Annotated in this window: 18 protein-coding genes and 1 other RNA gene; 7 read left to right on the forward strand and 12 right to left on the reverse strand. The window is 63.3% G+C overall.

The genetic code is table 11. The annotated features are described in order from the left end of the window. Positions 1-47 precede the first annotated feature (47 nt). The 3 genes from FZF13_RS09645 to FZF13_RS09655 all read right to left on the reverse strand — a co-directional run bounded on the left by FZF13_RS09645 (position 48) and on the right by FZF13_RS09655 (position 4666). Positions 48-1823: an adenylate/guanylate cyclase domain-containing protein gene (locus FZF13_RS09645; protein ID WP_024923375.1), complete on the reverse strand. Its 1776-nt coding sequence runs from the start codon at positions 1821-1823 to the stop codon at positions 48-50. Positions 1824-2131: 308 nt separating this feature from the next. After that, positions 2132-3754, reverse strand: a complete 1623-nt coding sequence (locus FZF13_RS09650) for an ABC transporter substrate-binding protein (RefSeq protein ID WP_024923374.1) — start codon at positions 3752-3754, stop codon at positions 2132-2134. A gap of 87 nt (positions 3755-3841) precedes the next feature. Beyond that, positions 3842-4666, reverse strand: a complete 825-nt coding sequence (locus FZF13_RS09655) for a creatininase family protein (RefSeq protein WP_024923373.1) — start codon at positions 4664-4666, stop codon at positions 3842-3844. A gap of 204 nt (positions 4667-4870) precedes the next feature. Between FZF13_RS09655 and FZF13_RS09660 the strand changes: the two genes are divergently transcribed. Together FZF13_RS09660 and FZF13_RS09665 are read left to right on the forward strand one after the other, a co-directional pair. Continuing rightward, a complete protein-coding gene (locus FZF13_RS09660) occupies positions 4871-5479 on the forward strand; it encodes a helix-turn-helix domain-containing protein (RefSeq protein WP_024923372.1) in 609 nt (202 codons plus the stop codon). A 190-nt stretch (positions 5480-5669) separates the two neighbouring features. Then, a complete protein-coding gene (locus FZF13_RS09665; RefSeq protein WP_024923371.1) occupies positions 5670-6833 on the forward strand; it encodes an NAD(P)/FAD-dependent oxidoreductase in 1164 nt (387 codons plus the stop codon). 97 nt (positions 6834-6930) lie between these two features. On the opposite strand, the gene FZF13_RS09670 is transcribed toward FZF13_RS09665, so the two are convergent. Continuing rightward, on the reverse strand, positions 6931-7359 hold the full coding sequence (locus tag FZF13_RS09670) for a DUF6481 family protein (RefSeq protein WP_024923370.1): 429 nt from the start codon (positions 7357-7359) through the stop codon (positions 6931-6933). Between the two features lie 301 nt (positions 7360-7660). On the opposite strand from FZF13_RS09670, the gene FZF13_RS09675 reads away from it, so the two are divergent. Beyond that, a complete protein-coding gene (locus FZF13_RS09675; protein WP_024923369.1) occupies positions 7661-8662 on the forward strand; it encodes an LLM class flavin-dependent oxidoreductase in 1002 nt (333 codons plus the stop codon). A 16-nt stretch (positions 8663-8678) separates the two neighbouring features. Here FZF13_RS09675 and FZF13_RS09680 read toward each other — a convergent pair whose 3' ends face one another. The 6 genes from FZF13_RS09680 to ffs all read right to left on the reverse strand — a co-directional run bounded on the left by FZF13_RS09680 (position 8679) and on the right by ffs (position 14166). Next, on the reverse strand, positions 8679-9941 hold the full coding sequence (locus FZF13_RS09680) for a lytic murein transglycosylase (RefSeq protein ID WP_024923368.1): 1263 nt from the start codon (positions 9939-9941) through the stop codon (positions 8679-8681). 25 nt (positions 9942-9966) lie between these two features. Continuing rightward, a complete protein-coding gene (recR, locus tag FZF13_RS09685) occupies positions 9967-10572 on the reverse strand; it encodes a recombination mediator RecR (RefSeq protein WP_036254971.1) in 606 nt (201 codons plus the stop codon). Between the two features lie 114 nt (positions 10573-10686). Next, entirely contained in the window at positions 10687-11544 is an 858-nt protein-coding gene (locus tag FZF13_RS09690) for a cell wall hydrolase (RefSeq protein ID WP_036255001.1), read from the reverse strand. A gap of 266 nt (positions 11545-11810) precedes the next feature. Next, positions 11811-12134, reverse strand: a complete 324-nt coding sequence (locus tag FZF13_RS09695; RefSeq protein WP_024923367.1) for a YbaB/EbfC family nucleoid-associated protein — start codon at positions 12132-12134, stop codon at positions 11811-11813. Between the two features lie 13 nt (positions 12135-12147). Beyond that, positions 12148-13962, reverse strand: a complete 1815-nt coding sequence (locus tag FZF13_RS09700) for a DNA polymerase III subunit gamma/tau (RefSeq protein WP_024923366.1) — start codon at positions 13960-13962, stop codon at positions 12148-12150. A gap of 107 nt (positions 13963-14069) precedes the next feature. After that, positions 14070-14166: signal recognition particle sRNA small type (gene ffs, locus FZF13_RS09705), an RNA gene on the reverse strand. Positions 14167-14301: 135 nt separating this feature from the next. On the opposite strand from ffs, the gene FZF13_RS09710 reads away from it, so the two are divergent. From FZF13_RS09710 to FZF13_RS09720, 3 genes are all read left to right on the forward strand, one after another. After that, positions 14302-14721, forward strand: a complete 420-nt coding sequence (locus FZF13_RS09710; RefSeq protein WP_024923365.1) for an HIT domain-containing protein — start codon at positions 14302-14304, stop codon at positions 14719-14721. Between the two features lie 45 nt (positions 14722-14766). Further along, a complete protein-coding gene (gene nudC / locus FZF13_RS09715; protein WP_024923364.1) occupies positions 14767-15711 on the forward strand; it encodes an NAD(+) diphosphatase in 945 nt (314 codons plus the stop codon). 170 nt (positions 15712-15881) lie between these two features. After that, entirely contained in the window at positions 15882-16283 is a 402-nt protein-coding gene (locus FZF13_RS09720) for a RidA family protein (RefSeq protein ID WP_024923363.1), read from the forward strand. A gap of 10 nt (positions 16284-16293) precedes the next feature. Here FZF13_RS09720 and FZF13_RS09725 read toward each other — a convergent pair whose 3' ends face one another. Further along, positions 16294-17160 (reverse strand): prephenate dehydratase, encoded by an 867-nt coding sequence (locus FZF13_RS09725; protein WP_024923362.1) that lies wholly within the window; start codon positions 17158-17160, stop codon positions 16294-16296. A 10-nt stretch (positions 17161-17170) separates the two neighbouring features. After that, a complete protein-coding gene (locus FZF13_RS09730; RefSeq protein ID WP_024923361.1) occupies positions 17171-17899 on the reverse strand; it encodes a 3-deoxy-manno-octulosonate cytidylyltransferase in 729 nt (242 codons plus the stop codon). Between the two features lie 189 nt (positions 17900-18088). Here FZF13_RS09730 and FZF13_RS09735 point away from each other — a divergent pair, with 189 nt between their 5' ends. Further along, positions 18089-18715: a c-type cytochrome gene (locus FZF13_RS09735; protein ID WP_024923360.1), complete on the forward strand. Its 627-nt coding sequence runs from the start codon at positions 18089-18091 to the stop codon at positions 18713-18715. Positions 18716-18823 lie beyond the last annotated feature (108 nt).

The following is an 18823-nucleotide window of genomic DNA, read 5'->3' on the forward strand; positions in this document are numbered from 1 at the left end:
CATTCCGGCCGGAGCGATGTAAATTGCAGGCTGCGGTCAATCGGCCCTCAGCCTGCCGCGTCGAAGTTTTCCAGCATCCGGCGGTTGACGGATTTGTCGGCAAACGGAACCCATTCGATCCAGCCGCGCCGGAATTTGGGATGCCGTACGCCAAAAATGGCGAGTTCGGCCCGGGCGGCCTCGATCTGCCCGCTGCGGGCGAGCGCACCGATCTTCAGGAACCGTGGATAAAAATACTCCTGCGCCAGGGCGAGGGATCTTTCGGCAACGGCGATGACGGCGGGCCAGTCCTCGATCAGCGTGTAGGCGACGGCGAGTTCGCCCAGGCTGTGGAAGCGGTAGGTGTCGAAGGGCGACAACCGGTCGGCACGCTTCAGGATCGGGATCGCATCGTCCGGGCGCGACAGCAAAAGCTGCGCGCTGCCGGCTCCCAGATTGGCCGGCACGAAACTCGGATTGTAGTGCAGCGCCTGCTGCAGGAAATCCAGCGCAAGGTAAGGACGGCCGCGCAGGATCTCAACGAAGCCGAGGAAGGTGTAGGGTCGCGCATCCTGGCTGTCGACGAGCAAGGCGCGCTGGGCGAAATCGCTCACCCTCTCAAGATCGTCGACATTTCCGAAATTGAGCCAGGCACGCCAGAAATACCACCAGGCGAGTTCGTTGAGCACGGCGCTGGAATTGGGGTCTTCGTCAAAAGCCTGCTGGAACAGCTTCAGCGCCGCATCCATGTCTTCCTTGGTGCGGCGCTGCATGTGCCAGCGGCCGCGGCGCACCAGTTGCCAGGTTTCCAGCCGTTCCCACGGAATCTGGAAGGTGCGCACCTGCTCGACGCGATCCACCTCGCGTTCGAGCGTGGAGACGATCTCGCCGCCGAGATCGTCCTGCAGCTTGATCACATGCTCCAGGTCGCGCTCGAAGCGGCCGGACCAGACGACCCGCCCGTTGCTGCTGTCGATCAGGGAGGAGTTGAGGCGAATGCGGCGATCAGAACTGGCGATCGACCCGGTCACCAAATAGCGCGCGCCGAGCAGCTTGCCGATGGCCGCCATGCCCAGCCACTGGTCGCGGAACTGGAAGCTCGAATCGCGCGCGATGACGGGGAGGGACCGCGTTGCCGCCAGGCCATGGATGATGTCGTCGACGATGCCGTCGGCAAGGTAGTCCGTCGACCTGTCCTGGCTGGCGTTCTGGAACGGCAGCACGGCGATCGCCGGCTGAAGATGACCGGCATTGGCGAGGATTTGCTGGACATGCGAGGAGCGCGCCTGGGCGAACGCCGCCGGCGGCGCCTGTGTGGCCGCCGGATTGGCGATCAGGATGCGCACCGGCAAGGCGATGTTCTTGAGCGGCAGCGGGCCGAGATCGGTGAACTCCGCCGAAAGCTTGCCATTGACGTGTTCGAATGTCGTCTCGGTGATGGCGACACCGCCCGGTGGTGAAAACTCCTGCAAGCGCGCCGAGACGTTCACGCAGTCGCCGAAGATGCCGCCCTCGTCGAAAATGACGACGCCCGTGGCGATGCCGATGCGGAACGGCATCCTGAGTTGTTCCGCGACCGAAGCGTTGAGCTTTTCGACACGTGCCTGGGTTTCGAGCGAGGCGCGCAGCGCCTCCACCGGGCTGCCGAACTCCGCCATCATGCTGTCGCCGGCGGCTCCGAACACACGGCCGCCGAATTCGGCAACGGTCTCGGAAATAGCGGACCGACGTTCCTGGAAGATGGCGACAGCGGTTTCCTGGTTCTCGTTCATCAGACGCGAGAACCCGACTGCGTCAATGGCGCAGATCGTTGAAAGCTGCCGTGTCGCCTGATGATCGACCATGCGTGGCGACCCCGATCCCCCAAAATACGGATGAGCAGCACATGCCAGAGCCAGCCGTCCCAAGGCCGATGGCAGATACTTTGAATCGAGTAACGATTAGAAGTACTTCGCCATTGTCCCCCACATGGACAAAGCCTCAGAAAGGCTAACACAGATTTAGGGGACCTGCAAAACCAATACGCGGCGAACGCCCGAGGTTTGGCGGGCATCCCCGGGGATATTTTCCGTGGCCTAGAGAGCGCGATGGCGATCGCGTGAAAGAACAGAAAACTCCGCGGGAACGAGCCCGCGGAGTTCGCCTCCATCGCCTATTCGGCGATATCGACGGTCTCGAAGCGATGCGACCCGAGCGGGTCCATCACATAACCCGACACCTTCTTCGACATCGGCAGCGAAACGGTCGAGTGATCGAGCGTCGCCCACGGCGCCTGTTCTTTGAACAGGACCTGCAGCTGATGGTACATTTTCGTGCGCTCGGCCTGGTCGGAGGTGACGCGCGCCTTCTGCATCAACTCCTCGACCGGCTTGTAGCACCAGTTGGCGAAATTGGCTCCACCGACGCCTGAACAGGCGAAGAAATAGCTGATCAGATTGTCGGGATCGCCATTGTCGCTGGTGGCGCCGAGGATGATGGCGCCGTCGCGGTCCTTGTCGCGGGCCCGTTTCACATACTCGCCCCAGTCGTAGGAGACGATTTCAGCGGTGACCCCGACCTTGGCGAAGTCGGCCTGGATCAGTTCGGCCGTGCGATGCGCGTTGGGCATGTAAGGCCTGCTCACCGGCATCGCCCAGATCTTCATCTTGAGATCCTTGACCCCGGCCCCATCCAGCATCTTCCTAGCTGCCTCGGGATCGTATTTGTCGTCGACGACCGCGTCGTTGTAGCCCCACATGCCGGGCGGCAGCGGGTTTTTGGCCACCTGCCCGGTGCCCTGGAAGATCGCATCGATGATCGCCTGCTTGTTCATCGCCATGTTAAGCGCGCGGCGCACTTCCACCTTGTCGAAGGGTGGCATCAGCGTGTTGTAGGCGAGGTAGGCCACGTTGAGGCCGGGCTTCTCCATGACCGTCAGGTTGGGGTCGACCTTGAGGTCGGCGATGTCGGCCGGTGCCGGGTAGGGCGCGACCTGGCATTCGCCGGCTCGCAAACGCTGGATGCGCGCGGTGGGGTCTATGGTGATCGCGAAGACCAGTTCGTCGAGCTTCGGCTTCTGGCCGAAATAGTCGGGATTGGCCTGGAAGCGGATGACCGCGTCCTGCTGATAGTCGACGAAGCGAAACGGCCCGGTGCCGATCGGCTGCTGGTTCAACTTTTCCTTGGTGCCGGCGGCGGCAAGCTTGTCGGCATATTCCTTCGACATGACGGAGCCGAAATCCATCGCAAGCATAGCCAGAAGCGAACCGGACGGCTGGTTCAGCACGATCTTCACCGTCTGGTCGTCGACCTTGACGATATCCTTGATGAGGGCCTGCATCTCCATGCTCTCGAAAATCTCATAGCTAGAGCCGGCGATGTAGGTGTACCAGGGATCGTTCTTGAGACGCTGGCGGTTGAGCGAGAACAGCACGTCGTCGGCTGTCAGCTCCCGGGTCGGCGTGAAATAGTCCGTGGTCTGGAACTTCACGCCCTTGTGCAGCTTGAAGGTGTATTCGAGCTTGTCGTCCGAGATCGACCAGCTTTCCGCGAGGCCGGGAACGACATTGGTGGTGCCGTTCTCGAATTCGACGAGACGGCTGTAGACAGGCTTGGACGAGGCATCCCAGGTCGAGTTGCTGGAATAGAGCGCCGGATCAAAGCCCTCCGGCGCGCTTTCCGAACAATAGACGAGGCTCTTCGCGAAAGCCTGGCTGGCCAACAGCCCGGACAGGACCGTGATGGCGACACCGGTAGCGAGCTTGGTGACCAACCGGCCGCGCTGCACAATTGTCATGTTCTTTCCCCTTCGTTTCTTGATTGTCGTGTCATCGGCGGGTGGAAAGGCGGCCTTCCTTGATATGCGGGCCGCCCAATGGATGGTTCATTCAACGCGGCCGGCAGTGGTTTCCAGACCGCGACCCTGGCGCCACACCGGATCCGGCCGCGTCCACAGGATGTCGGAGGTGATCAGTTTGGCGACCTCGCGGGCGTGCAGAGCCAGGAACTTTTCGCCCTTCTCGGCCGTGCCCTTGCTGGGAAAACCCCAGGTGCCGGTCTTGGGCGCGCGTTCGGAGAAGGAATAGAAGCGGGAAGCGCCATGCGGTGCCTCGTTCTGCCCGGCCTGCAAGGCTTCGGCCTCCTTGAACTTGTCGGTTTTGACGATGTCTCCGGCGATTGCCAGCATGACCGAAGCCTCGCCTTCGCAGGCATGCTTCGGGCCATCGTCGGCTTCGAACAGGGCGGAGGTTTCCTCCTGCGCCAGGAACCACGGCGTCGTCGCCACGATCGGCATGTCGAACTCGACCGCCAGTTCGCGTATGGCGACCGCCAGCGGATCGACATTGCCGCCATGGCCGTTGACGATAAGCAGGCGGGTGAAGCCGAGTGCCTTCAGCGAGCGGGCGACTGACCGCAGTACGCCGTGATAGGCGGCGTAGTCGAGCGTGATGGTGCCGCCGAAGGGCAGGTGATGTTCACTCATGCCGAGCCAGAGGCCAGGCAGCACCGCCAGCGGCACGTCTTCCGCGACGAGCCTTGCCGCGCGCACGGCCGCTGCAACGGCGCTCGCTGTATCGGTGATGACCGGCAAATGCGGCCCATGCTGCTCCAGCGAACCGACCGGCAGGATGGCCAGTGCGTTGCCGCGCTCGGCGATCGCGCGCAGCTCCGGCGCCGTCATGCGCGCCCATTCCACTTCCCGAGCCATTGCTTTCCTCCTCGAAACGATAATCCCCGGCAACGGCGGGCCACTTCGCGGCCAACCGTCTCCGAAGCTGCCTCCGGCAGATTTTCGTGTCCCAATCCAGCGAAAGGGAATTCCATTTTCCGATACGACAAATGATTTTCCTTGTTGCCGATATTGTCAACGGCTATCGTCGTATCGGCGAACTGGACCAATGATTGGGGATCGATGGCCAAGCACCCGAAACTCGGATCGAACCTGAAGGCGCTGCGCCAGAGACATGGCTGGAAGCTCAGCGATGTCAGCCACAAGACGGGCGTGGCGGTGTCGACGCTGTCCAAGGTCGAGAACGACCAGATGTCGTTGTCCTACGACAAGCTGCTGCAGATCAGCGAAGGGCTTGGCCTGTCGATGGCGGAACTGGTGGCCGAACCGGAAATCCCCGGCCACCCGCTGACCCGGCGATCAGTCAATCTGCAGGGCGACGGGCTGCGGCAAAAAACCCAGAACTACGATTATCTTTACCTCAGCACCGACATCACCAAAAAGCGCATGGTGCCGGTGCTGACGCGCATCACCACCCGCTCGCTGGATGAATTCGGCCCGCTCATCAAACATTCCGGCGAGGAATTCCTCTATGTGCTCGAAGGCACCATTGAGGTGCACACCGAGCATTATGCGCCGGTGCGGCTGGAGAAGGGCGAAAGCATCTACATCGACAGCACCATGGGACATGCCTATCTCGCGGTCAGCGAAGCCGACGGGCTGGTGCTTGCCGTGTGCTCCAGCGCGCAGCCGGACTTCCAGTCGGCGCTGATCGAGATGCTGGATCATTAGAGCGCCGCGCGTCCGTTCGGGCGCGCAAAGGACGCTCTAGCACTTTGAGATGGCGCATGAACCCGAAAATCGATGCCGATTTTCGGGTTCATGCGCCGAGCCGGCGCTTGACGTCGTTTTCAAATTTTGAAAATGCTTAGCGCATAGGAAAACGTCGCGTCGAGATGAAGCCGACGCCAGGAAACATCCGATGACCACACAAGAAACCGGCCACCGGCAGGAGCCAGTCAAGACCGACGTCCTGATCATCGGCGGCGGCATTGCCGGCGCGTCCGTCGGCTACTGGCTGGCGCCGCATCTGAAAACGGTCATGCTCGAGCGCGAGAGCCAGCCCGGTTACCATTCGACGGGCCGCTCGGCCGCGCTGTTCAGCGAAACCTATGGTACGCGCCAGGTCTGCGCGCTGACCAAGGCGAGCCGGGCCTTCCTCGAAACGCCGCCCGCCGGCTTTACGGAGCATCCGATCCTGACGCCGCGCGGCATGCTGGTCGTGGCGTCCGCCGAGCAGGAGCATCTACTGGAAGAACATCAGGAGGCGGCCCGCTCGATCGGCCTCTCCGGCGAGCGGCTCGATTTCGAGGGCGCAAAAGCCTGGATTCCTGTATTGCGCCCCGAAAGCACGGTCGGTGCGGTCTATAATTCAATGGCCGAAGACATCGACGTGCACGCCCTGCACCAGGGCTATCTGCGCGGGTTCAAGCGTGCCGGGGGCACCGTCGTCAACAATGCCGAAGTGACCGCTGCCGAACGGATCGGTGCCGACTGGCGCATCACCGCCTCGGGCAAGGACTATATCGCGCCGATCGTGATCAATGCCGCCGGTGCGTGGGGCGACGAAGTCGGCGCCCTGCTCGGCGCCAAACGGGTCGGGCTGGAGCCGCGCCGGCGCACCGCTTTCGTGTTCGCGCCGCCGGCCGGGCTGGACGTGACCCGCTGGCCGATGTTCATCAGCGCCGACGAGAGCTGCTACATCAAGCCCGATGCCGGCATGCTGCTGGGCTCGCCGGCCAATGCCGATCCGATGCCACCGCAGGACGTGCAGCCGGAAATGGAGGATATCGCCCTCGGCATCCACCGTATCGAGGAGTTGACCACGCTTCCCGTGGGCCGCCCCAGCCGCGTCTGGGCAGGCCTGCGCTCCTTCGTCAGCGACGGAGACCTTGTCGGCGGTTTCGACCCTTCCGTGCCCAGCCTGTTCTGGCTGGTCGCACAAGGCGGCTACGGCATCCAGACATCCGCCGCCATGGGCGAAGCCTGTGCGGCGCTCGTTCGCGGGCAGCCGCTGCCCGGGCGCATCGTCGATTTCGGCCTCGACACGGGCATGCTCGGCCCGGCGCGGCTCGACAGACAGTAAGACCGGCGTCAATCCGGCCCAGCTACCGCTAGACGGCAAATGCAAAAGCCCCGCTCCACATGAGGTGAAGCGGGGTCTTTTTTGTTCATGAAGGCAATCAGCGCGCCGAGAAGCCCGGGGGCGTACGGCCAACGCGCGACTTGCGCGCGGCATAACGTGCGTCGCGCTTAGCCTTGCGTTCGGCCTCGTCGGCCAAAACGCGGGCAATGCGCTCGTTCTCTTCGGCATCGCGCAAGGCAGCTTCCTCGCGTGCCTTCTCTTCGGCTTCCAGCCTTGCAGCCTCGGCAGCCGCTTCACGCGCAGCCTTCTCGGCCGCTTCGCGTGCCAGGCGTTCCTGCTTCAGCCGAGCCTTCTCAGCCTCGCGCACGGCGCGCGCCTCGAGAATCGCCTTGCGTTCGGCCTGACGGGCCAACACCGCGGGGTCGTCTGCTGCGGGTTTCGCCTTGAAGCGCTCCAGAAGCGCCTTCTTTGCCTCGTTCGCGGCATTACGCCGCTCGAAAATGTCTTTTTCCCTGTAGATAGCCAAGTCCAGTTCCCTGAAGTCTATGTGCGCCGCTTACATACGCGCGCAAAGCCAGAGATCAAGCGCCAAAACGGTATGCCAGCCATGAATAGAACGCTTATGTTGCAATGCAACGACATATTAGAGCGCCGCGCGGCCATTCGGACGAGCAAAGGGTACTCCAACACTTTTGAATTTGCGCGTCGTGCTTTCGAAAATTGAACCCGATTTTCGGGCCGATGCGTTAGCGCTGGCATAATCAGTCGGTTTGCTGCCTCATCGGCCCCACCCTATATGCGGTTTCACCATCCAGCGGGGCCTGCCCATGACCGATCTTTCCGTTCTCGACCTGTCGCCGATCATCGAAGGCGGCAGCGCCGCGCAGTCGCTGGCCAACACGCTGGATCTGGCCCGCCATGCCGAACGGCTGGATTACAAGCGCTACTGGCTGGCCGAACACCACAACATGCCCGGCATCGCCAGCGCGGCCACCGCCGTGGTGATCGCCCATGTCGCTGGCGGCACCAACACCATTCGCGTTGGCGCCGGCGGCATCATGCTGCCCAACCATGCACCGCTGGTGATCGCCGAACAATTCGGCACGCTGGCTGCCCTTCATCCCGGCCGCATCGATCTTGGACTGGGCCGCGCGCCGGGCACGGACATGCTGACCGCACGCGCCCTGCGCCGCAATCTCGACGCCGGCGTGGACAGTTTCCCCCGCGACGTCGTCGAACTGATGGCCTATTTCGAAGCTGCGGAAGAAGGCCAGCGCATCCGCGCCGTGCCGGGTGAAGGCGAGGATGTGCCCGTCTGGATCCTCGGCTCCAGCCTATACGGGGCGCAACTCGCCGCCATGCTCGGCCTGCCCTACGCCTTTGCATCGCATTTCGCGCCGGCCGAACTCGACCAGGCACTGGAGGTTTACCGGACGCGGTTCGAACCGTCGAAACAACTCGACAAGCCGCGTGTGATGCTGGGCCTCAACGTCATCGCCGCCCCGACCGACGCCGAGGCGCGGCTGTTGTTCACATCGCTACAGCAGGCTTTCGTCAATCTGCGCAGCGGCCGACCGGGCAAACTGCCGCCGCCGGTCGAGAACTATGACCGCGATCTCGACCCCGTCGCGCGCACCATGCTCAACCAGGCGCTCTCCTGCGCGGTCGTCGGCTCGCCGGAAACGGTGCGGCAAGGTGTCGAGACCTTCATCCAGCGTACCGGGGCGGACGAACTGATGGTGACGGCGCAGGTCTTCGACCATGCGGCACGCGTGCGGTCGTTCGAGATTCTGGCAGACGTGCACCGCGAACTGTCGAAGGCGGCATGACGGCGCAAACGCGCCGTTACTTCACCGCCTGCACCAGTGCTGTGTCAGGGTAACAGGTGGCCGCGCGGCCGTTCTTGGCCTGCCACTCGCCGATCGAGCGCCGGGTCTTGAAGCCGGGCAGCCCATCCGCGCTGCCGACGTCGTAGCCCTTCTTCTCCAACGCGCGCTGCAGGGCTGCGATATCCGAGCGATAGAGCCCGCCGACCGCGCCCCAGTCCGCCGAAAATCGATGATCGCCTTGAGCGATACGGTCGGCGGCGAGGCCAATGAACAGCGCGTAAAGGTCGGACGTATTGTATTCCTTCAACACGTAGAAATTGGGCGTGGCGAGGAACGCCGGACCATTGCGGCCGGCCGGCATCATCAGGAAGCCCTCGGCTTTCTGCTCGCTTGCCGGGAACGCCTTGCCGCCGACACGCTTGATGCCGAGCTTGGCCCATTCCGCGATCGGCTTGCCGCGGTCCGGTCCTTCCAGCGAACACGACACGCTTTCAGGCACCGTCACCTCATAGCCCCAGCCGCGCCCCTTCACCCAGCCATACTGGGTCAGATAGTTGGCGATGGACGCGAGGATGTCCGGCACCGAGTTCCAGATATCGGTCTTGCCGTCGCCGTCGAAATCGACCGCGTGTTTCAGGAAAGACGTCGGCATGAATTGCGGCTGGCCGAGCGCGCCGGCCCAAGAGGATTTCATGGCGCCAACCGGCGCCAGCCCGCGTTGCACGATCTCCAGCGCCGCCAGCAGCTCCTCGCGGAACATGTCCTTGCGTGTCGCCAGAAAGGCCTTGGTGCCGAGCACTTCGAAGGCATCGTACGGCATCTTGGCAGTGCCGAAGCCGCTTTCACGACCCCAGATTGCCAGCAATATCGGCGCCGGAACACCGTAGCGCTTTTCGATCTGGCTGAGCGTGGCGGTATATTTGCCGGCGCGCGCACGGCCGCCGCTTGAGACCGCGCCAACGATCTTTTCGGCGAAATAGGCGCCCGGCGAACCGAATTCGGCCTGATGCTGCTTCTTCGGCGTCTTCGGTTTCTCGCCCGGCAGGACGAGATCGGGCAGCTTGAGGTTGGGCCTCACGCCGTCGAAGGCGGCCTTGAAGGTGGCCTGCGAAATGCCCTTTGCCTTGGCCTCGGGCCAGAGATCGTTCTGCAGCCAAGCGCGGAATTGGTCGTCGACGGACGCGGCGGAGGCGGGGGCCGTCAAACCGGCAACGACCCCGAGCAACAGCAAAAACCTTGCCAGGAAGATGGGCAGGTAGCGAGGGTTCAAACTGTGCATCCGACCCTTCCCCGAAAACCCTGCATCAAAATGCCGTGCGCGACTTCAGCGCTGCTGCCAGCGTGCCCTCGTCGAGATAGTCGAGCTCGCCGCCCACCGGCACGCCATGCGCCAGCCGCGTCACCTTCACCTCGAAGCCGGAGAGCTGGTCGGTGAGATAATGCGCCGTGGTCTGGCCTTCGACGGTGGCGTTGACGGCCAGAATGATCTCCTTGATCGCGCCGGCGGCAACGCGGTCGACCAGCGAACGGATGTTCAGCTGGTCCGGCCCGATGCCGTCCAGGGGCGAGAGCGTGCCGCCGAGCACGTGATAGCGGACGTTCATGGCCGAAGCCCGTTCCAGCGCCCAAAGGTCGGAGACGTCCTCGACCACGATCAACGTCGCATCGTCGCGGCGCGGATCGGTGCAGATCATGCAGGGGTCTGCGGTATCGACATTGCCGCAATTCGAGCAGATGCGCACCTTTTCCGCTGCCTCGCTCATGGCACCAGCGAGCGGCGACAGCAGCTGATCCTTCTTCTTGATAAGGTGCAACGCGGCGCGGCGTGCCGAACGCGGGCCAAGTCCCGGCACCTTGGCCAGAAGCTGGATCAGGCGTTCGATCTCGGGACCGGCGATTCGCTTGGACATCGCACCGATGTAGGATTTTTCCAGCCGGTTTGAAACTGAAAGCCGCGCGCGTCCGCAACGATGCGGACGGAAACCGCCATCCGAACGGAGACGCCGGTCAGGCCGGCGCGCCGATCATTGCAGCGGACGGCTCTCGCTCATGATGAGCGCGCCGATGGCGTCGGTATTGTCCGGCGTCGACTGGAACGACATCACCGGCTGCGGTTCAGCCATCGAAGCGGAGGCCATGATCGGAGCCGGTCGTTCGCTCGGCACAGCCGAAGCGGTGATCACCGGCAACGGCGCCGGCTCGGCCGAAGCCATCACCACGGGCGCGGTCACGGCAGCTTTTGTCGCCTTGGTCGTCGCGAAGGCGGTGGCTGTCGACGTGCTCGACACGACCGGTGCCGCCGGCGTCGCCATGGCGATGGCAACCGGGTTCTCGTCCGGCAGCGGCTGCCAGTTGCGGCCGCGCTTTTCGTAGAAGGCGTTGCCGCCGGCAACCAGCACATAATGCATATTGTTGTAAGGGAACTTCAGCCCCGCCGTGTGGAAGTACATCGAGTTCTTCAGCTTGGTGGAGCGCTCACCGTTGAGCACGGCCTCGGCCGCCGCCTGCACGTCCGGCATGGCACGGGAATTCATGCGGCGCGTCATCACGCCGGGCGCGAACTGGCCACGCTCGCCGACAACCGTGCAGACGTCGTTGCCATGCTTGCCGGACCGCAGGCGGTTCATCACCACGGTGCCGACGGCGACCATGCCATCGCGGCTGGAACGGTTCGATTCGAAGAACATCGCGCGCGACAGGCATTCCTTATCGCGGGCGGAATAACGGTAGGGGCGAACCTTGGAGCTCGGCGCGACCGAATCGGTGAATTTGGTCACCGACATGCCGTGGCTACCGGTTGTCTGGCTGCAGGCGGCCAACAAAAGGGGCGCCAGAACCACCGTTCCCAGAACGAACGGTCTTTTCCATCGCTTGGCGATCAACAAACGTCCCTCATTTTCGCGCCGCCTTGTCCCCAGGATATGCGGCAAGAATGAGACACTTTCGGGCAAAAAGATGGCCAAAGGCTTACTTTGGCAAACAGAGTGAACAATTCGTGGATTTTACCGGCGTGCCACAGCTGTTACTGAAGGGTTAATACCAATGTATGACTAATTGTTACACTCTGTAATAAAGCGAGAACGAGAGAATTGATGAAGATTTTCTGTTCCAATTCTCTCGCTATTATTATGGTATATTGTCTTGCCGCTTAAAACGGCAGTTTCATACCGGGCGGTAGCGGCAGGCCGGCAGTCAAAGCCTTGGTCTTTTCCTGCATCACCTGCTCGACCTTCGTCTTGGCGTCGTTGTGTGCTGCCAGCACGAGGTCTTCCAGAATTTCGGCCTCGCCTTCCTTCAACAACGACGGATCGATTTTCAAAACCTTCATCTCGAACTTGCCGGTCAGCGTGATGCTGACCAGACCGCCACCGGATTGACCGGTGGCTTCGAGACCAGCGATCTCCTCCTGCATGGTCTGGAACTTGGCCTGCATTTCCTTTGCCTTGCCCATCAGGCCGAGCAGATCTTTCATCGTCTTGTCCTTCTCAAATATCGGTATCGTCGTCGGCCACGGGTTCCGACGGCAGATTTTCGTCCGCGTCGTCGCCACCGGGGGCATCGGGAATGCGCACGTCGATGATCTTTGCGCCGGGGAACCGGGCGAGGATCGCTGCCACGGCCGGATCGGCGCGCGCATCGGAGATGGCGCTTTCACGCCGCGCGGATTCGGCTTCGGCCATGGTCGGGCCGCCCTCTTCCTTCGACAGCGACACCAGCCAGCTGCGGCCGGTCCAGGCCCGCAGCTTCGAGGTCATGTCGTTCAGCAACATCTTCGGAGCGTCGGGCGTCAGCGTCACGTCGATACGGCCCAGCTCGAATCGCACCGGCCTGACATAACGCTTGACCAGCACCTTGAAAGCGATGTCGCGGTTTTGATCGGCGAGGGAGACGATGTCGGCCAGCGATTTGACCGACACAGTCTGCTGTTCCTGCACCGGTTCCGGTGCGGGCACAAAGGCCGGCGCGGCGACAGGCTCGACGAGCCGCATGGTCTGGCCACCGCCGGACGTAACCGGCATGCGCGTCGACGCCATTGCAGCAGCGGAGGCTGTATTGCCGCCACCGTTGGGAGTTGGGCTGCCATTGGCACGCGCCGTCGCGGACGATAGCGGCAGGCCGGCTTCCAGCGATTTCAAGGCCTCGTCGAGCGTTGGCAGATCGGCGGCATGGGCAAGCCTGATCAGCACCATTTCGGCGGCACTCACCGGGCGGTTGGAGTTCTGCACCTCCGGAATGCCCTTGAGCAGCATCTGCCAGCTGCGCGACAGCACGCGCACGGAGAGCGTTTGCGAGAACTCGAGGCCGCGCACGCGCTCGTCCTCGCTCAGCGCCGCATCGTCCGCGGCGCCCGGCACGAAGCGCAGGCGCGTAACCAGGTGATTGAATTCCGCAAGATCGGTGAGAACGGCGGCCGGATCGGCGCCGACATCGTAGAGCGCCCGCAAGCCTTGCAGGGCCGAAGCGACGTCGCCCTTCATGACCTGTTCGAACAGGTCGACGATACGGGCCCTGTCGGCAAGGCCGAGCATCGAGCGCACCGCCTCCGCCGTGACATTGCCGGCGCTGTGGGCAATCGCCTGATCGAAGATTGACTGGGCATCGCGCATCGAGCCTTCGGCGGCGCGCGCGACCATGGCGAGCGCGTCGTCCTCGACCTCGATCTGTTCGAGCCCGGCGATACGCCGAAGGTCGGCCTTGATCATGGCGGCATCGATGCGGCGCAGGTCGAAACGCTGGCAACGCGACAAAACCGTGATCGGCACCTTGCGAATCTCGGTGGTGGCGAAGATGAATTTTACATGCGGCGGCGGCTCTTCCAGCGTCTTCAGCAGGCCATTGAAGGCCTGCGTCGACAACATGTGAACCTCGTCGATGATGTAGACCTTGTAGCGGGCCGAGACGGGCGCATAGCGCACGCGGTCGATGATGTCGCGAATGTCGTCGATACCGGTGTGGGAGGCGGCGTCCATCTCGATGACATCGACATGGCGGCCTTCCATGATCGCGTGGCAGTGTTCGCCCGGCACGGAAAGATCGACGGAGGGGCGGTCTATTTCGGCCGTTTTATAGTTGAGGGCGCGCGCAAGAATACGCGCGGTGGTTGTCTTTCCCACGCCGCGTACGCCGGTCAGCATCCAGGCCTGCGCGATACGGCCGGTGGAGAACGCATTGGTCAGCGTCCGCACCATCGGCTCCTGGCCGATCAGTTCCGAAAAATTGGACGGGCGGTATTTGCGCGCCAGGACACGGTAGCCGCCGGGGGCTTTTTCCGGTGCGGATTTGTTTCCGGCTTCGCTCATCCGCCCTCAATGCTCCCTGGAGCCTGTTCCCGCAAAAGAGTTTCACCCGCTGAACTGCGCGTCGTCATTGTTAGCGACAGAAGGACCGCGGGAGAAGGGCGAAGAAGGCGGGAGGCTGGAACAATGACCCGTTCCGGGCTCGTTAGGGCTGCTTCCTTCCGGACCTGACCCGGTTGGCGAGTGGATCGTCCACCACCAACCTCCCACCCCCATATCGGCAATTTGGCGGCGGAATGCAAGGGTGGAGTGCCATGACAGATCATTGGGGCAGGGCAAGGAAGTGCTTGCGGCGGGCTCTGCGCCGTTTTAGCCTTCCTCCAAACCTCTGGGGGAATGCCGATGCTGCCTGGCCTGAAGGCCGGATTTTCGCTGGATGCCCGGTTGGAGGCAGACAGCGAACAATTGTTGTGGCTCGGCCTGTGCGAACTGCGCATCATGAACGACTGCCGCTGGCCCTGGCTCATCCTGGTGCCACAACGGCACGGCATCGAGGAATTGCATGACCTGACGCCGCTCGACCAGGCGATGCTGACCTTCGAAGCCAATATGGTGGGGCAAGCGCTGAAGCGGGCGACCGGCTGCACCAAGATCAACACCGGCGCCCTCGGCAACATCGTCCGGCAGCTCCATCTCCATGTCATCGCCCGCAACGAGGGCGACCCTGGCTGGCCGGGCCCGGTCTGGGGCCACGGCTTGCGTGAGCCTTACAAACGGTCCGACCTTCACCGGTTTGCCGAACAGGTGAAGGCAGCGCTATAAATCGCGGACAAAGTCCCCCGACCTCCTGACCTCCGAGTTTCCCCAATGAGCTTCCGCCTGTTCGACGCACCATTGCGCGAGCCCAGCCAGTTCGTCGGTTTTGCCGGCAACCATATCGACCGCCAGTCCGAACACCGTTCCGACGATTGCGTGACGGTTGCGCTGGCCGACCCCCGCGCCCGCATCCTGCCGATGCGGGACGGCCGACTGTATCTCAAGCTCAAGGACGGCGCCTTCGATCCCTGGTTCGACCAGGCCGAGAGCCAGGGCGTCGAGACTCAGCTCGCCGATGCGATTCTGCTCGGTTTTTCCGATGGAACGCCCATCTTGGCGGCGCCGGCGGCGATGGTTCCGGAAGCTCTGCCTGAAACGATCAAGGCGATCGACCATCGCTCCGTCTACATCCAGGGGCTCATCGACGAGGCCGCGCTCGGCGCCCTCGCCCAGGGCGCTGCACTCCTGTCATGGAACGCCAGCCACCGCTTCTGCTCGAAATGCGGCAACCCGTCCGAAATGCGTGCCGGCGGCTACCGGCGCCACTGCCCGGCCTGCGGCACCGACCATTTTCCCCGTACCGATCCGGTGGCGATCATGCTGACCGTGTCGCGTGAACGATGCCTGCTCGGCCGCGGCCCGCATTTTTCGCCCGGCATGTATTCTTCGCTCGCGGGCTTCATCGAGCCCGGCGAGACGATCGAAGCCGCCGTGCGCCGCGAAACGCTGGAAGAGGCCGGCATCCGGCTTGGCCGCGTTGTCTACCACGCAAGCCAGCCCTGGCCGTTCCCCTATTCGTTGATGATCGGCTGTTTCGGCGAGGCGCTGAACGAGGACATCCAGCCCGATCTCAACGAATTGGAGGATTGCCGCTGGTTCTCGCGCGAGGAGACGCGGCAGATGCTGGAGCGAAGGCATCCGGACGGGCTGATGACGCCGCCGCCCGGCGCCATCGCGCATCACCTGATCAAGGCCTGGGTAGACAGCGAAGGCTGAATTGCAGCTGGCGCAACGAAGCTGACGTTCGAGCCCTGCCCGTGACAGGTATCGTTTTGGATGATCGAACCGAGCCGCCGGGCTGGAAATCCACATCCACCACTCCGATATGACGGTTCCGCCGCCACGCGAGCGCGGCCGCTCGATCGACCTGCCAGCCGGAGCCTGCCTTGACGCAACGCCACACGATCAATCCCGACGGGCTGTTCGACAGCCTTCAATATGGTTTCAGCCAGGCGATGATGGTGGAGGGAGGCCGCAGGCTGCTGCTTTCGGGCCAGGTGGGCGTCGACGAGAACGAAAAGACCGTCGAGGGCGGCATCGGCGCGCAAACCGTTAAAGCGCTCGACAATATCGACTATCTGCTGAAGCAGGCGGGTGGCGATCTTTCGCATGTGGTGATGCTGCGCATCTACATCGCCGAGGCGGCGCGGGACGATCAGAGGCCGATCACAGAAGCACTACGCCGCGCTTTCCCAAGCAATCCGCCACCCTCGTCCTGGATCATCGTCACCGGACTGTCCTTGCCGGAATGGCTGATCGAGATCGAAGCGGAAGCCGTGCTGCCCTAGTGGCAGGACCTCAGTCCGCCACTTTCCACTGCTCGCGCGAATCGCTGGCCGGGTAGACACCGAGGATGCGCACTTCCTTGGAGAAGAAGCGCAGCTCCTCCAGCGCGTTCTTCACGCCCGGGTCCTCCGGATGTCCCTCGATGTCGGCGTAGAACAGCGTCGCGGTGAAGGCGCCCAGCTGATAGCTCTCCAGCTTGGTCATGTTGACGCCGTTGGTGGCGAAACCGCCCATGGCCTTGTAGAGCGCGGCCGGCACGTTGCGCACGCGGAAGATGAAGGTCGTCATCATCTTGGCGTCGGGCGAGGGGCGTTCCACCCATTGCTTCGACTTGGTCAGCACGACGAAGCGCGTGACGTTGGAATCGGTATCCTCGACATTCTCTTCCAGGATATCGAGCCCATAGAGGGAGGCGGCGAGCCGTGGCGCCAGCGCCGCCATGGTGCGGTCCTTTATGGCCGCCACCTGCTTGGCGGAGCCGGCGGTATCGCCGGCCACCACCGGCTTCCAGCCATTCTTGCGGATGTATTTGCGGCACTGGCCAAGCGCATGGATATGGCTATGCACGGTCTTGATCTCGGCGCGCTGGACGCCGGGCAGCACCATCAGATGGAAATGGATCGGCAGGAAATATTCGCCGATGATGTGCAGTTTCGATTCCGGCAGAAGGTGATGAATGTCGGCGACGCGCCCGGCGATGGTGTTCTCGATCGGGATCATGGCGAGATCGGCCTTGCCGCTTTCCACCGCGTTGAACGCATCCTCGAAGGTCGGGCAGGGCAGCGGTTCCATCGTCGGGAACATGTTGCGGCAGGCGGTGTCGGAATTGGCGCCCGGTTCGCCCTGGAAAGAGATGCGGTTGGTGGGGGCAGGAGACATGCTTCAACCTTCAGTGTGACAGTATTTCGCGCGCGCGTTCCAGATCCTCGGGCGTATCGACGCCAAGCGGGACCGAGCGGACGATTTCGGCGTCGATGCGCATGCCGGCCTCCAGCGCGCGCAGTTGCTCGAGGCTCTCGCGCTGCTCGAGCGCCGACGGTTTCAGCGCAACAAAGCGCTCCAGCGCGGCGCGGCGATAGGCATAGAGCCCCACGTGGTGATAGAGCGGGCCTTCCCCCCATGGGGCGGTGGCGCGGGTGAAATAGAGCGCCCTGAGCCGGGTTCCGGACAGAGGCGAGCCGACGATCTTGACCACATTCGGGTTGGTCTTTTCTTCCGCGCGCGTGATCTCGACGCCAAGCGTGGCGATGTCGACCGCGCTGTCCTCGAATGGCTTCAACGCAGCGCCGATGATGCCCGGCTCGATGGTCGGCAGGTCGCCCTGCACGTTGACGACCGTCTCGACCTCGCCTTTCGGATCAAGCGCGGTCAGCGCCTCGAAGATGCGGTCCGAGCCGGACTGGTGGTCGGCGCGGGTCATCACCGCCTCGAAGCCATGGGCGCGAACGGCCTGTGCCACCGCCTCGGTGTCGGTCGCCACCGCGACACGGCCGAGCCCCGCCTCGGCGGCGCGGGCCGCGACATGAACGATCATCGGCTTGCCGGCTATGTCGGCCAGCGGCTTGCCCGGCAGACGGGTGGAGGCCATGCGGGCCGGAATCAGGATCAAGGTGGACATGGATGACGCGGAACTGGGATGGGTAAGGCGGAAAGTGGCAAAAGGTCTCACTGGAAGCGCCCTTATAGGTGTTGCAACCGAATAGCAAAAGACCTAGTTTCCGCCCGATTTGGCCCCCTCGACGGGGAGGGTCTCGATACCGACGGCCGGAAGGACGGAACGGTCCGCCGGAAAAGGGAGCTGGGGTGCATGGATTCCAACGAAGTCAACAAGATACTGGCCGGCCTGCTGGGAACCGTGTTCGTGGTCTTCTCGGTCGGTATCGTCTCCGACTCGCTGTTCGCCGCACCCAAGCCCGCGAAGCCCGGCTTCACGATCGAGGCGGCTGAGCCCGAAGCAGCCGGTGGTGGCGCCAAGGAAGTCAAGGCCGCCAAGCCGGTCGCCGAGCTTCTGGCCGCGGGCACTGCCGACGCCGGTGCCGCCGTTTTCAAGAAGTGCCAGGCCTGCCACAGCGGCGAAAAGGGCGGCCCCAACAAGGTCGGTCCGGACCTGTGGGACATCGTCAACCGCCCGGTTGCCCATCATGAAGGCTTCGCCTATTCGGCCGGCATGAAGGATTTCGCCAAGGGTGGCGATACCAAGTGGAGCTTCGAGAACCTCAACCATTTCCTGACTTCGCCGAAGGGCTTCGTGAAGGGCACCGCCATGGGCTTCGCCGGCCTGCCCAAGGACGAGGACCGCGGTAACCTGCTTGCCTATCTGCGCACGCTTTCCGACAGCCCGGCAGCGCTGCCGGAAGCCGGTGCCGCGCCGGCAGCCACGCCTGCTTCCGCCCCGGCGGATGCCAAGCCGGCCGAGGCAAAGCCCGCGCAGTGACGGATTTATCCTAGCAATGATCACGAAAAAGCCGGGTTCACCCCGGCTTTTTTGTTGTTCGCGGGCAAGAAGCTGGTCTCCGCCGGTTTCGGCTGACCGCGAATAAGC

It is taken from the genome of Mesorhizobium terrae (assembly GCF_008727715.1).
GTDB lineage: Bacteria > Pseudomonadota > Alphaproteobacteria > Rhizobiales > Rhizobiaceae > Mesorhizobium > Mesorhizobium terrae.